Here is a 12,108-nt window from a genome sequence, read left to right on the forward strand (position 1 = left end):
GCATCGGCCTCCCACCGCTACCGCAGATAGTTTCCCGAGTCGTCCTCGCGTACAGGGTGCATCGCGCCAGGACGGTTCAGGAGTACCGCACATAGACGACACTATGTGCGGTAACTGCTTAGCGCCAGATTTCGCAGAAGTGGGCAAACGCCCGAATGAGACTCAGTCCGACACGGCCGACCGGGCCGAAACCAGCCCAATCTCAGCGCAGGCGTCGTCGTGTTCAGGTGCGCTCCCACTGACCGCAATCGCACCGACCACGACATCGCCACGTCGGATCAGTCGAGAACCTGCACCCGCGATGATGGGTGTGCCCGCAACCTGATCCAGCTGTGCGAACAGTGCGGGCCATGCCTGCTGCAATCGCACCAACTCACCGCCGTCGCGGTGGAACAGCGCAACACTGGATGCTTTCGCCGGGGCGATTCGAGCCGACAACGGCGGCGCGCCGTCCATCCGATCGACAACCAGCACGTGTCCACCGCCGTCAACGATGGCGACCGTGATTCGGGCACCGAGCCCTGCGGCATGCTCGCGTACGCAGGCGCTGACCGCTCGCGCTTGTTCCGAAGTGAGTGACATCGCTCCACCTTCAAATCTCTTGGACCAACCAAGCTTGGGTGACCCAAGGATAACCATATTCATGGGGCGGACCAAGAGTTTGACTAGACTTTCGTGCATGGAGCTGGAGGAAACGCCCACGCGCCTGCGCAGCAAACCGACCTGGCTGATCAGCAAGGCGGCCGTGCGGGCGCATCGGCTCATCGGCGAAGCGATGGCCGCATCCGGCGGCCGTGCCTATCACTTCGCGATCCTCGCCACGCTGGACGAATTCGGCCCCGACAGCCAGGCGCGGATCGGCCAACGGTGCGGAATCGACCAGAGCGATATGCACACCATGCTCAAGGAATTGATAGAGCAGGGGCACGTCGCGCGCACCTCGGACCCCAACGATCGACGCCGCAATCTGATCGCCTTGACGCGCTCTGGCCGACAACGATTGACGGAACTGGACACGACACTCTCGGGCGTTCAACGCGATCTTCTCAGCGCCTTATCGGCTACCGAGAGGGACCATCTCGCAGCGCTACTCGTCCGCGTTCTCGAGTAGATCGTCATCGAGGGCGCGCCAACGCACTCCCGTAGCCGCGTTCCGCGCGTCCGGACAGTGCCTGTCGGTCAGCGAGCAGCGCGGGAACCGGGTTCTACTTCTGGGCTCGCGACAGTTGTCCCATGATTGGCAACGAGGTGGTCACTCGGGGATGGCAATCAACACGAATGATTCTCCACAGCAAGGTGTTTCGGGCACCAGCCCAGCTAACGCCAGTTTCCGTTCAACTGGACCCACGTGCCGTCCCCTGGAAGGCCGGACGGAAGGGATGGTCGCAGGAGGGTGCATGCAGCGGATTTTTGGGCGTTGAGTCATGGTGCAATGGGAGTGTGCTAACGCGTAGGGGAATAGGGGGAGCCCAGCCTCTGTCGCTCAATTCGTGTCGGTGCCCGGGGTGACCATTCGAGTTATGCAGTTTCGCTCATACGATCAGGGCGGTCCGCTCATCCCGCACCCCAGTCACCCTCGATGCGGAATGGAACGCCGAGTGCGGCCATCACCTGTCGGCGTGGTGCCTGGGGTGCTCGACGTGCACCGACTGCGCCGGAACCTGCTATTGCGGCGCCGCTGAAGTCGAGGAACCGCCCGTCTACCTCCTGGATCTCGCCAGCTGACCCCGATCAGGTCGACCGCGTCGTCGGGTGCTCGCAGTCCGCACCGACTGGCGGTGCGTAGTCGACGTGACCACACCGGATGTACCAGTGGAGGCGGTGTAGGCCGCAGGCCTCCCACCGGCATCTGTCTCGGGCCGAACTGGTGCCTGCACTGCGGGCAGCTGCGAGGCCGCGGCTCGGCCCACTTTCCGTTGCGCAGCCGGTAGAGGCGGCCGGGTTCGACGATCCGGCCGTCGCTGAGCCGGTACACCACGCGCGGGTAATCGAACACGCTTTCGATCCTCTCTTCTCCTCCACTTCTCAAATCCATCCATTCGATTCCTGAAGGGAATTCACCATGACGAACGCACTGACCGAGCTGGACCAGATCAACGCCGAGCTGATGAGCCAAGGCGCCCGCATCCCGTTCGGCCGCGACGTCGAACCCAACACGACGGTGTCCGGCGAGATCGTCGCCGTCGTGCGGCGCCACCGCCACAACAGCAAGGGACAGCCGCTGTACTGGGTCAACCGCAAGCCGATGGTCGCCCAGGCCGGGGATCCCGTCATCGACACCGCGCTGATCCTCGAGACCGACGAGCGCGTCGACTCTGACGACGAGGGCTTGCGCTCGATCACGCTGGATCGCGATGTGCAGCGCGCGATCGCCGCGGGCGTGCGCCGTGCTCGCGCGTCGGTGGATTCGCGATCGGTGGTCGCGGCTCGATCAGCTGGTCTACGTCGGCCCGTCCGAGGGCGGTGGCTACGGCCGTGTCTATGAGCTGGTCGCCTACATCCCACCCGCCGAGTAACCCGACCAACCGACAGAAGCCCGGCCGAGATTCGGCCGGGCTTCTTCGTGTCTACAGGGGTCTGGGAACATCCACCAGAGCAGTCGCGCTGTGGCCGAGTGGGATTGCCGTGGGCCGGCCCGGCTCAGCGCGGGCGTGCCACGTTATGGGGGTACTGTCCCTCCACGTTGCCGGGTGGGTTGTAGAGAGCGACGGCGGCAGTCCAGCCGTTCTCCGAGGCGTACCCGATACCGAGTCGGGTGCTGGCCTTCCACACCAACTGCGTGAAATGGCCCGTTGACATGCTGAACCCGGGGTTGTTGAAGTCGTAGTTCTTGACCTCGTCGTACCACATCTTCGTGCCCATCTGGACAAAGGGGGCAGCGTCCCAGCTGCCCTCCCCTCCGACGAGGTTCTCCCCGGCCCCGTTCTTGTACGGGCAGCTGTGATCGATCGTGCGTTTTTGGGCGTAGTACTTCGCGCATTGGTCGGCCAGGTTGTTCAGGTTCTGGGTCAAGGTCATGGCCGGGGAACCGTGCTTGGCCCGGTACTGGTTGTGCAGGGTGAGCCCGGTCTGCGCGTAATCGGTCTGTCCGGCGGCGGGGCCGCCGCCGGTGACGAGCGCGGCGAGCATCACCGCGGCAACAACCGATACCAACCGTCCGACACGCACGACGACCTCCTGAGGCAGAGTAGGACCGAGCAGAAGCGAATCACGCACACCCTGAAACCTGCACAGGCGGTGAGGGTTTCGGGATCAGGTGAGCCTACCGGGGGTCTCGCTGTGAGCGTGATTCTTCTCGTGGGTGGTTTCCGGACCCGTGTCTACAGCCGGTCTACAACTCGGCTGTCCATCCCCTGACCTTTCCTCTGGCCCTTCCTCCGCAGGCACAACGAGTCCGGAGCGGTGGTTGCTCAAGGGTGGCCGTCAGGCCATCGCCGTGGGCGACGCGACGCAGGAGCGCCCTGAACAACCACCGAGCCGACTCACGCTATCCGGCCGAGGAAGGGTTTTGTCTTGCCGTGGATCCGGCCGATCCGGCAGTCGATCTTGGTTCCGGTCGTGGTGGTCGAAGGCGCGAAAACCTCAGCACAAAAGCTCTCAACCACCACCCATCCCTCCCGTGAACTGGGCAAAGGGCGGGATTTCTGCTCACTCCCCACCCCCTCCCGGTTCGACATCTCATCGCCCACTGCGTGTTCAACGAGATGTCGGACTGGGAGAGGGTGGGGGAGCAATCAGAAATCAAAAGATCAAAACAGGTGGCTTGGGGTGGTGGTTGAGAGAAAGAGAAGTGGTTGCGTTGGGTGGGCACCGGAACGCGAGTGGGTTGCTTTGGGAGACGGTGACGGTGGTGGCGTCGTCTGCACCGGCTGCGGTCTACTGCACGCGACTGTGCGTGTGTCGGGTCGCGTAGCGCGTGTTCGGTGGGTGCGCGGAGCGCGGCTCGTGCAGCTGCATGGTGGCGCAGGCGTGCGGCGCGATTCGTGGGTGGTTCCGCGACCTGGCGGTCGCGCGGTCCGGCGCGCGGTGTGCTGGGTGCTCCTCCGGTATGGCCTTGTCTGGGGCTATCACGACGACAACGACCATCAAGGGCGCTCCTGCGTCGCGTCGCCTACGGCGATGGACTGGCGGCCACCCGTGACGGCCGCCGCCGTCGTGATCGAGTAGCTCCAAGCCATACCGGAGGAGCACCCAGCACGAGCCCCAAGCGCGCTATGACCGGGAAAGCTGCGCAGCCGATGGCTGCGAGGCGGGGCTCTGTCCCAGCACCCCGCCCTCGCCGGGAGGCAGTCCACCCAGAGGGGCGCAGGTGCGGAAGAGGAAATCGGGTCCGTCTACCGCAGCTTGAATGCAGGCGAGCTGTGGTGAATCGCTGCCGGGCCGGCCTCATCGTCGGCGACCTCGAACGCGCCGAATACCGGACGCTGGCCACCTACCACCACGTCGGCGGCGCGGTCGCCGCGATCGAGACGCTGGTGCGGCAACTGACAGCCGTCGACGCCTCCACCAGCGACATCCTCGACGCCATCTGCGCGGACATGGGGTCGGATGCCGTGTACGGGAACGGCCGCCGCAGCGACAACCCCCACGCCCACGACGAACGCCGCAGCGCCGACCTCCTCCACACCCTCGCCCTCCCCCTCGGATACAGCCACGAACACGCCGACAGGCTGTGCTGTGTGCTTGTCAGCTCCGATCGAGGCCGATAAACAGGAACCTCGCGTCGACTTCGGCATGGGCTTGGCTTTGACCGACGACCCCGTCGTGATACTCGCAATACGTCCAAGCGCCGACATTAAGTGTGTAGATGTGATCTGGCTGCATTATCCACTTGACCTCGATCAAGTCGTTGATGCCAAATCCATCTGTATTGTGCTGTTTTAGCTCGCCGTTGCTGGCTCTTGCACGCCAACGCTTGTCGGTACCGGAAGCGATGAGCTTACCGTCCTCAAAGACGGTGACTTCGGTCCCGAGCTCACTTATCGCAATACCTCCGATCGGGGCTCCTGACGCGCGATATCTGTCCCACGTCGTCCGAGCTGGGCGCGCCGCAGCGGCGGCAATAGGCTGGTCGGTTGTCATCGCGACACCGATTCCGGCATGTCCAGTCACCCACGTCCCCGAACCGATGACATGCGAGGCAACTTTTGCGGTACCAGCTATACGGTCGGCCTTCATGTTGGGGCGAAGTTCTCCATCACCGTCATGCCAATTCCAGTCGTAGTGGTAGGGAACGCCGATGATTTCGAGCCCGCGTAACTCGAGCAGTCCAGGACGCGAGGAGTCTCGGACTGGCAGGCGCCCTACGCCGTCGCCTCCGGAGTCCAGTTGGCCCTTCGCCCGAAGGACGCTCAGCGCTGCGGACGCATCCTGGTCTTGCTCGATGATTTCCAGCAGCGGCGCGTGGATTGCCCGCATCAACTCCGCATGCTCACGGTTTTCCGTTCGCTGTCGCGTCATGCGTTCGGAATGCCGCTCGATCATTGCGGCAATCGACTGTTCGACGAAAGGCCGTTGATCCGCTGTCACGCATTCTCCGAGCTGGATTTCCACCTCACGCTGAGCAGAAGCAGAATTGATTGAAGGCATTGGGACCCCTCGGTTGTAGGGCTCTAACGATGCGAAATCACGCGCCCACCGACACCAGGATCGTCAATAGGCGACAACCCAGGTCGATGACGGCGACCAAGGGCTGACCGCCGCAACTTCGCGTTGTCACGCTGTGAACTTCAACAAACTCTCGCACCCTTAGTATGGACAATTGGTCCGGGCTGTCGCTGTCGAATGACTAAAACGCTGGGTGACGTGCATCTTTCGTAGATAGTCAGAGATACAGCGCGACCGAGACCAGAGCATCCGCCATCGAACAACACCCGCGAGGAACCAGGCCGCGCACCGCCGCAACCGTGGCCCCACCGGAGGCCGGCGTATCCACTCAGCTGAGGGCGGTAGGACCTGTTGCTGCTCGGATCTGGGCTGGCACGAGCTCCGGATCGAGGCCGTTACGGCTGCACGCCTCTTCCACGAATCCAGCGAGCACATCCCGGTGCTGTACCGCGCCCGAGCGCGGCCTCCGGCTCGGCGGCGAGTTCCTGGAGCCGCGCTGCGGCTTTCGATTGCGCAGCCGCCCTCGCGTATGCGGCATCCCGGGTGCGTTTCCGACCACGCGCCTCTGCGAGATCTCGAGTCCGGCCCCGTAGCGCGACTGAGCGTGCAACTGGTGGTTCAGGGCGCTTCTCCGGTTGCGCGGATTCGGGCGCGGCCTGCGGCGGCGCTTCGGTCGATACGCCGGATTCCGGAGCGGCGGGAACCGTCCACGCGGGATGCTCGCCCGCCAGGGAAGACCGCCGCCGACGCTGTTCTGCCGCGCTCATGCCGCGCTCCGCTCGAGCAGCTGCGCCGTGATCGGCTTGAACGTGTCCTCTCCGAGCACACGCGGAGCTGGCGGTGAATCCAGGCTGACGAGATTGCTGCTGCCGAGTTGACCGAGCACGAGCCAGATGACACTTCACCGATGGTGGGTTACAGCGTACGGCTCCCCAAGGATGTGCTCCGGGAAGCCCGCGCGCTGGCCAAGGAACGTGGCATCTCCACTGGTACCTGGTTGCGCGAGGTCATCGAGCAAGCGGTCGCAGCCCGTAACCAAACCGACTCAGTGCCCGTGGCAGCACTACAGCGACTCATCGACCAATATGTGGCTCCTAGCCCGTCGAGCAGCCAAAGTAGTGAGCAATCCGCAGCCGTAGATGTGCACTCGCTCCTCGACGTCTTCGGCGCAACGACCGGCGGATTTCTCATCGGTCAGCCTGTAGGCGTCATCAACTCCGCCAACACCCCGTTCGAGCAGATGCGCTCAGTCGTCGCCAGTTGGCTCCGCGACCGGGGAGAGGCCAGCCATGCCTCAAAAAGCGATGCGGGCACCGACGAGCCCAAGAAGACCTCCTCGCCGGAGTTCCCCGCGGTTGTCTTCCATGTGGCGGGGATGAGGACCACGACGCCCCGGAGTGCGACCACGGGTAGGTACATGGTCGTAGAACCAAAAGGGGGCAGGCGCATCGTTAAGGCTTGAGGCCAAGAGCGGGAAGCACAGCGCAAGAAAGATGCCTAGCGCCCGCAAGAAATAGCCCGTAAGGGTTCCTGACTCTGCAGGACGATTCGAACATGGGTTCGACAATCGAGCCTGCGCCGCGTGACATGAATGCCGAGCTGGAGTTCCCAAGCGCGACCGGGTATCACTACCGGCCGGACACCTACGCGCCTCGGCCGGTCTGGGTGCGCCTGGACGCACTTCTGCTCCGCGATCCCGAGATGCCGCAGCACGCGAACGACGCCGGGGTGGAGATGCGTGGCGAAACCGCCGGCACCCTCACACACTGGATCCCCACCGTGGATGGCGACTGGCTCGGTCGGGTCACCTATACCCTCCGATACGCGCACTCGATCGTGCGGGCCGTGCTCGAGGCGTCCGGCCGCTACCCGTTCAGCGTCCGCACCGCGACGCTCGTAGCGGCGGATCCCGCGTCGGAGGCGTGAGGCGGGTAGGCCTACCTTCTGCCGTCGATGCGTTCGAGCGCCGCGGCGAGCAGTGGCAGCGTGCCTTCGGCCAGCCGGTACTCCACGATCGTGGGGTTCTGCGGGTCGTCGGCGCTGCGTGACTCGATCACGCGTGGTGGCGGGAGCTCGTCGGTCGTGTCGTGCATGGCCCGCCGCATCGTCGTGCGCATGCCGTCCAAGGCAGTGACGCCCAGGGGAAACAACAAGTGGACCACGAGGCCGGTAGCTGCGGGTGCGCGCGTGGCGGGCGGTCACCCGGGCTGCCGGTGCCGCACGGGGGCCGGGAGGTTGGTTCGTGGTGACGGTCAGCGGTTGAGGTAGGCGGCCAGGCCACCGAGTTCCTCGTTGGCGATGAACACCGAACGGACGTTGATGATGGCCTCTTCGACGTGGGTGGTGCAGCCCCAGGCCGAGTCGCCCCACGAATCGGCGATCTTCAGCTCGGCCGGCGCGGTGCAGCCGGCGGTGCCGCCGAGCTGGCAGTGCTCAGGGTGCGGCGTGGTGGCCTGTACGGCAGCCGCGGCTCGTATCTGGGCGGCGAGCTCGGCGGCGGCAGCGGCGCGTTGCTCGGCATCGTCGCGCAACTGGCGTTCGGCGCGTACCGCCTTGATGGTGGCCAGGCGCAGCTCCAGGTGCTGCGCGACCTGGTCGGCGAGATAGCCGAGCACGGTGCTCTGCACCTCGCTCAACTCCCGAGGCACGGCGTCGATTGCGGTAACGGTGCCGAGGTGGTGCCCGTCGGCGGTGACGATCGGGGCGGCGGCGTAGAACCGCAGCCCCAGCTCACCACGTACCAACGGATGATCGAGGGTGCGCGGATCCGTGACCGCGTCGTTGACCACGTACGGGCCATCGGCGCAGAACGCCGACGCGCACAGTCCCGGTTCCGTGCCGACCTGCGCGACACCATCCAGTCCCTTGGTCGCGGCGAACCAGACCCGATCGGCGTCGACGATGCTGACCGTGGCGATCGGGGTGCCGCACACCGCTGCGGCGGTCGCCGCGATGATGTCGAACTGGCCGTCGGTTGGAGCGTCGAGGATCTCGTAACGGCGTACCGCAGCTAGCCGGGTGGGGTCGGTGAGGGCGGTTCTGTCAGCGGTGATCGACAAGGTGTGGTGCTCGCTTCCCATGGGGGTGTTCAGGCCTGGGTAGAGTACGTGGTTGCGTCGGTCATGCCGCATCCGCTGTGGCTGCCGTGATGCCGGCGCGGTCGAGGACTCGGTACACCGTCGGGCGCGACACCTCGAACAGCTCCGCCAGTTCGGCGATGGTGTGACGGCAACCTCATAACGTACAAGACGCGCGACTGACCCCTGATAACACCCGCGTCCCAGCGTTTTCCGGCGGTCAGGCGCTTTCCTCGAGCACAGCCTTGGCTTGGGTGGTCAGTTCGGGCAGGTACATGTAGATCGTGCTGCGAGACACCCAGCCGTGCGACCGAGGAGACGGTTTCTTCCGGTCGGGTGAGGATGGCGCGGGCCTGGCGGATCTGCTCGGTGGTCATGACCGCGGGCGCGTGCGGCGTCGAGGCCTTCGTGGGTGCCTTAGACGATCAGCTTGCGGATGAACTCGGCCAGGGCGGCGAAGACGTGGAAGACCAGGCGCCCGCCGGGGGCGGTGGTGTCGAGGGCTTCGTGCAGGGGCCGGAATCCGATGCCGCGCTGGCGCAGGCTGGCGACGATCGCGACCAGGTCTTGCAGGGAGCGGCCGAGCGGGTCCAGCGACAGGACCACGAGGGTGTGAGATCCGCACCGACGAGATTCGCACCCCCCAGGTTCGCATGGGCGAGATTCGCGCCCGCTAGGTTCGCGTTTTCGAGATTCGCGCCCATGAGATCCGCTCTGGCTAGGCAGGTAAGCCTCAGGTCGATGCGATCAGTGGGGTTGTTGCTGTCATGGATGGGATTGCGGCGCCCGATAGCGGTAAGTACAGCCTGGATGTCTACAGGCGTCGGCTTCGATAGGTCCCCACATTCGGGAGCAATTGAGCTCGTGTGCGTGCGGAGGAACGCTGTCAGTACTGCGACGACAGTCCATTGGTCTGCAGGTGAGTCTCTGGCGAGCCGCTCGAGCAGATAGACACCCGAGAGCCGTACGTCGATCTTGTCGGAGGCGAGTTGTTCAGCCGCCAGCCGAAAGCGATCGGTGACCGCCGTCTGCTGCGATAAGGAGTACTGGTTGTTCGTCGCGCGCAGAGACTGAGCGGTGAACCATAGGGCGCCGGCGGCGGTGATCGTCGCGCCGAGCGTCGCCACTGTCGTTGCCATGGCCGCTACTTTCGTCCAGCCCGACCAATGGAACACCCTGCCCCACCGCGAAGACTGACCCGGTGCGGGCGGATCGTTCTGCGGCGGGGCGGGCGGGTCTGGCGGAATCGGCGTGCCCCCCGTGCTCATTCGTCATCCCGCTGAAGTGTTTGTCTCACTACAGTAGTCGGGACACTCGCCGACGGCACCGCATCGGCAAGAACGCTAGGCCCGTCAACGCTGCTTCCGAGCGACATCCGGTGCGCGCATAGGCGCATACTTCGGGGGCTTTGCCGCGCGGGTTACCCGGCCGCAGATGTAGTCCGATGTAGATCTCGGGGCCGGTGCCCCACATAGTGCGAGTGGGGCAAACGCACCAAATGTAGTTTGCGGCTTCTACCTGGCATTTGATCTGTGGGCGCAGAGGGGATCGAACCCCCGACCGCTGGTGTGTAAAACCAGAGCTCTACCGCTGAGCTATACGCCCGTGCCGTTACCGGCGGCTTATGAATCTAGCGCGGCGAGCGCTTTCTCCCAAGCCGCCTGGTCACGGGGTTCTCCGGGGCCGTTCATCTCGGCGAAGCGGATGTAGCCCTCGCGGTCGACGACGAAGGTGCCTCGGTTCGGGTAGCCCGATTTCTCGTTGAAGACGCCGTAGGCCTGGGCCACCGCGCCGTGCGGCCAGAAGTCCGACAGCAGGGGGAAGATGTAGCCCTGCTCGGCGGCCCAGATCTTGTGCGTTGGCGGCGGACCGACCGAGATCGCGAGGATCTCCGCGTTGTCGTTCTGGAACTTGGGCAGCTCGTCGCGCACCTTGCACAGCTCGCCCTGGCAGATGCCGGTGAAGGCGAGCGGGTAGAACACGATCAGGACGTTCTTCTTGCCCCGGTAAGCCGACAGGGTGACTTCCTGGTTGTTCTGGTCCTTCAGCGTGAAATCCGGCGCGACAGTGCCAACCTCTAGCGGCATAGCGAATCCTCCATCGTGTCGGGTCTCCACCGGGTGGGCGTGCGACACCACCCTGGTGGAAACCATAGCGCGGTGGCTCAACGCTGCTTCGAGGGCGCCTTGGGCTGCACGAGTCTGCTTCCGGTCCACGAGCCGAGGCTGATCGCCGAGGTCTGGGTCAGACCTGCGGTCGGTGCGGATTCGGCGATTTCGCTCGGCTCGACATGGCCGGGTTGTCCAGTCTTGGGGGTCAGTACCCAGACGAAACCGTCGTCGGCGAGCGGGGCGATGGCGTCCATCAGGGCGTCGACCAGATCACCGTCCCCATCCCGCCACCACAGCAGCACGACGTCGATCACCTCGTCGGAGTCCTCGTCGACGAGTTCACCGCCGATCGCTTCCTCGACATCGGCCCTCAGGTCGTCGTCGACGTCCTCGTCCCAGCCCAATTCCTGGACAACCAAGCCGTGTGAGATGCCAAGCTTCTGAGCGTAGTTCTGCGCGTCCGCCGCGGCGACCACGGTGGCGTCCTCCTCAACTCCCGACAGTAGGTAGTTGCAAGCGAACATGGTTATGGGCTTCAGCGCAAGCCGATCCGGCGAAATAGCTACCGAATGTCGCGTTGCGATGGTGTGTCAAGGGCTTTCTCAGCGCTTCGGACACGAGTCGCGGACGGCGTTGCGCGCGTCGTTGACGCGCTTGCTGGCGTCGTTGAGCGCCGCGACCGGGGCGGTGTAGGTCATCTTGCGCGTCTCGGCGGCCAGCGCGCGGGCGGCGTTCACGTATTCGGTGAACAGCGGCACCAGGTCCGCGGGTAGCGCCTCCTTGGCGGAGTTCACGCCGCTTTCCACCTTGTTCGCGGCGTCCTCGAGAGTCTGCGCCGCCGAGTCGCGTTTGGCGACGTAGTCCGGTGCGTTCGCATCGTGCGCGTCGACGAAATCGTTGTATTTGCTGACGCCCGCTCCGGTGATGGTGGGGAACTGACCGCAGTTGTCGGAGATGGCCTTGGCCTGTGCGGCAGCGCGCCTGGATGAGGTCGCCGCCGCCGACGAGGACGCTGCCTCGGTCTTGTATGCCGCCAGATCGCTCGCGTTCGGACCCGCCACGCCTTCCACGCGGTTGGCGCACCCCGCGACGACCAATCCGACGGCGACCGCGCCGGTGGCGCACACCATTCCGAACCCGCGTGGGTTCAGCAGCTTCATCGTCCTCCCGCTCCTCAGGGCTGCCACGCTCGACATGCTCACCTTGCCTGTCGAACGGTACTGGATTTCCGGCTGACATGATGATTTGGGACGCGTCATCGGCAAGGATGGATGGTGCGCCCGAACCTTTCGTGAACGGGGGGGTCCGCCAAC

At 64.9% G+C, this 12,108-nt stretch carries 14 protein-coding genes, 1 tRNA gene and 1 pseudogene; 5 read left to right on the plus strand and 11 right to left on the minus strand.

From position 1 onward, the window contains the following. Positions 1 to 162: 162 nt before the first annotated feature. On the minus strand, positions 163 to 765 hold the full coding sequence (locus tag ABZ824_RS21870) for a heme-binding protein (protein WP_356965027.1): 603 nt from the start codon (positions 763 to 765) through the stop codon (positions 163 to 165). Between ABZ824_RS21870 and ABZ824_RS21875 the strand changes: the two genes are divergently transcribed. Then, the gene (locus ABZ824_RS21875) at positions 680 to 1,111 is read left to right on the plus strand and encodes a MarR family transcriptional regulator (RefSeq protein WP_356965029.1); all 432 of its coding nucleotides are present in this window, start codon (positions 680 to 682) and stop codon (positions 1,109 to 1,111) included. The genes ABZ824_RS21870 and ABZ824_RS21875 overlap by 86 nt on opposite strands. Positions 1,112 to 2,062: 951 nt before the next feature. Continuing rightward, positions 2,063 to 2,485, plus strand: coding sequence for a hypothetical protein (locus tag ABZ824_RS21880; protein WP_356965030.1), 423 nt, complete (start codon positions 2,063 to 2,065; stop codon positions 2,483 to 2,485). Positions 2,486 to 2,640: 155 nt separating this feature from the next. Here the strand turns inward: ABZ824_RS21880 and ABZ824_RS21885 are convergent, their stop codons facing one another. After that, on the minus strand, positions 2,641 to 3,168 hold the full coding sequence (locus tag ABZ824_RS21885) for a CAP family protein (protein WP_356965031.1): 528 nt from the start codon (positions 3,166 to 3,168) through the stop codon (positions 2,641 to 2,643). Between the two features lie 1,193 nt (positions 3,169 to 4,361). Here ABZ824_RS21885 and ABZ824_RS21890 point away from each other — a divergent pair. Next, the gene (locus ABZ824_RS21890; RefSeq protein WP_356965033.1) at positions 4,362 to 4,709 is read left to right on the plus strand and encodes a hypothetical protein; all 348 of its coding nucleotides are present in this window, start codon (positions 4,362 to 4,364) and stop codon (positions 4,707 to 4,709) included. Here the strand turns inward: ABZ824_RS21890 and ABZ824_RS21895 are convergent. Next, the gene (locus ABZ824_RS21895; protein ID WP_356965035.1) at positions 4,687 to 5,589 is read right to left on the minus strand and encodes a hypothetical protein; all 903 of its coding nucleotides are present in this window, start codon (positions 5,587 to 5,589) and stop codon (positions 4,687 to 4,689) included. The two genes, ABZ824_RS21890 and ABZ824_RS21895, sit on opposite strands and share 23 nt — an antisense overlap. Before the next feature lie 925 nt (positions 5,590 to 6,514). Here ABZ824_RS21895 and ABZ824_RS21900 point away from each other — a divergent pair. Beyond that, positions 6,515 to 7,069: a hypothetical protein gene (locus ABZ824_RS21900; protein ID WP_356965036.1), complete on the plus strand. Its 555-nt coding sequence runs from the start codon at positions 6,515 to 6,517 to the stop codon at positions 7,067 to 7,069. A gap of 92 nt (positions 7,070 to 7,161) precedes the next feature. After that, positions 7,162 to 7,533, plus strand: coding sequence for a hypothetical protein (locus tag ABZ824_RS21905; RefSeq protein WP_356965037.1), 372 nt, complete (start codon positions 7,162 to 7,164; stop codon positions 7,531 to 7,533). A gap of 11 nt (positions 7,534 to 7,544) precedes the next feature. Here the strand turns inward: ABZ824_RS21905 and ABZ824_RS21910 are convergent, their stop codons facing one another. The 8 genes and pseudogenes from ABZ824_RS21910 to ABZ824_RS21945 all read right to left on the minus strand — a co-directional run bounded on the left by ABZ824_RS21910 (position 7,545) and on the right by ABZ824_RS21945 (position 11,955). Next, positions 7,545 to 7,769, minus strand: a complete 225-nt coding sequence (locus ABZ824_RS21910; protein WP_356965038.1) for a hypothetical protein — start codon at positions 7,767 to 7,769, stop codon at positions 7,545 to 7,547. Positions 7,770 to 7,859: 90 nt separating this feature from the next. Next, positions 7,860 to 8,687: a GAF domain-containing protein gene (locus ABZ824_RS21915; RefSeq protein ID WP_356965039.1), complete on the minus strand. Its 828-nt coding sequence runs from the start codon at positions 8,685 to 8,687 to the stop codon at positions 7,860 to 7,862. Positions 8,688 to 8,727: 40 nt separating this feature from the next. Then, a pseudogene (locus ABZ824_RS21920) lies at positions 8,728 to 8,829 on the minus strand (hypothetical protein); the annotation flags it as partial. Between the two features lie 272 nt (positions 8,830 to 9,101). Next, a complete protein-coding gene (locus ABZ824_RS21925; protein WP_356965041.1) occupies positions 9,102 to 9,290 on the minus strand; it encodes a recombinase family protein in 189 nt (62 codons plus the stop codon). A gap of 927 nt (positions 9,291 to 10,217) precedes the next feature. Continuing rightward, a tRNA-Val gene (locus ABZ824_RS21930) sits at positions 10,218 to 10,289 on the minus strand. 17 nt (positions 10,290 to 10,306) lie between these two features. Then, on the minus strand, positions 10,307 to 10,771 hold the full coding sequence (locus tag ABZ824_RS21935; RefSeq protein WP_355072739.1) for a peroxiredoxin: 465 nt from the start codon (positions 10,769 to 10,771) through the stop codon (positions 10,307 to 10,309). Between the two features lie 77 nt (positions 10,772 to 10,848). Continuing rightward, entirely contained in the window at positions 10,849 to 11,271 is a 423-nt protein-coding gene (locus ABZ824_RS21940; RefSeq protein ID WP_355072984.1) for a DUF3052 domain-containing protein, read from the minus strand. A gap of 126 nt (positions 11,272 to 11,397) precedes the next feature. Continuing rightward, positions 11,398 to 11,955: a hypothetical protein gene (locus ABZ824_RS21945; protein WP_356965042.1), complete on the minus strand. Its 558-nt coding sequence runs from the start codon at positions 11,953 to 11,955 to the stop codon at positions 11,398 to 11,400. Between the last annotated feature and the right edge of the window lie 153 nt (positions 11,956 to 12,108).

The organism is Nocardia sp. NPDC047038, from assembly GCF_040644075.1.
Taxonomy (GTDB): domain Bacteria; phylum Actinomycetota; class Actinomycetes; order Mycobacteriales; family Mycobacteriaceae; genus Nocardia; species Nocardia sichangensis.

What these genes read in the sequence shown, in the direction of transcription:
- ABZ824_RS21905 (WP_356965037.1), top strand. Translation starts at nt 7,162, where the DNA reads ATGGGTTCGACAATCGAGCCTGCGCCGCGTGACATGAATGCCGAGCTG.
- ABZ824_RS21935 (WP_355072739.1), bottom strand. Translation starts at nt 10,771, where the DNA reads ATGCCGCTAGAGGTTGGCACTGTCGCGCCGGATTTCACGCTGAAGGAC.
- ABZ824_RS21880 (WP_356965030.1), top strand. Translation starts at nt 2,063, where the DNA reads ATGACGAACGCACTGACCGAGCTGGACCAGATCAACGCCGAGCTGATG.
- ABZ824_RS21915 (WP_356965039.1), bottom strand. Translation starts at nt 8,687, where the DNA reads ATGGGAAGCGAGCACCACACCTTGTCGATCACCGCTGACAGAACCGCC.
- ABZ824_RS21870 (WP_356965027.1), bottom strand. Translation starts at nt 765, where the DNA reads ATGAGCCGATGCGCCCGCACGGCCGCCTTGCTGATCAGCCAGGTCGGT.
- ABZ824_RS21900 (WP_356965036.1), top strand. Translation starts at nt 6,515, where the DNA reads ATGGTGGGTTACAGCGTACGGCTCCCCAAGGATGTGCTCCGGGAAGCC.
- ABZ824_RS21875 (WP_356965029.1), top strand. Translation starts at nt 680, where the DNA reads ATGGAGCTGGAGGAAACGCCCACGCGCCTGCGCAGCAAACCGACCTGG.
- ABZ824_RS21945 (WP_356965042.1), bottom strand. Translation starts at nt 11,955, where the DNA reads ATGAAGCTGCTGAACCCACGCGGGTTCGGAATGGTGTGCGCCACCGGC.
- ABZ824_RS21895 (WP_356965035.1), bottom strand. Translation starts at nt 5,589, where the DNA reads ATGCCTTCAATCAATTCTGCTTCTGCTCAGCGTGAGGTGGAAATCCAG.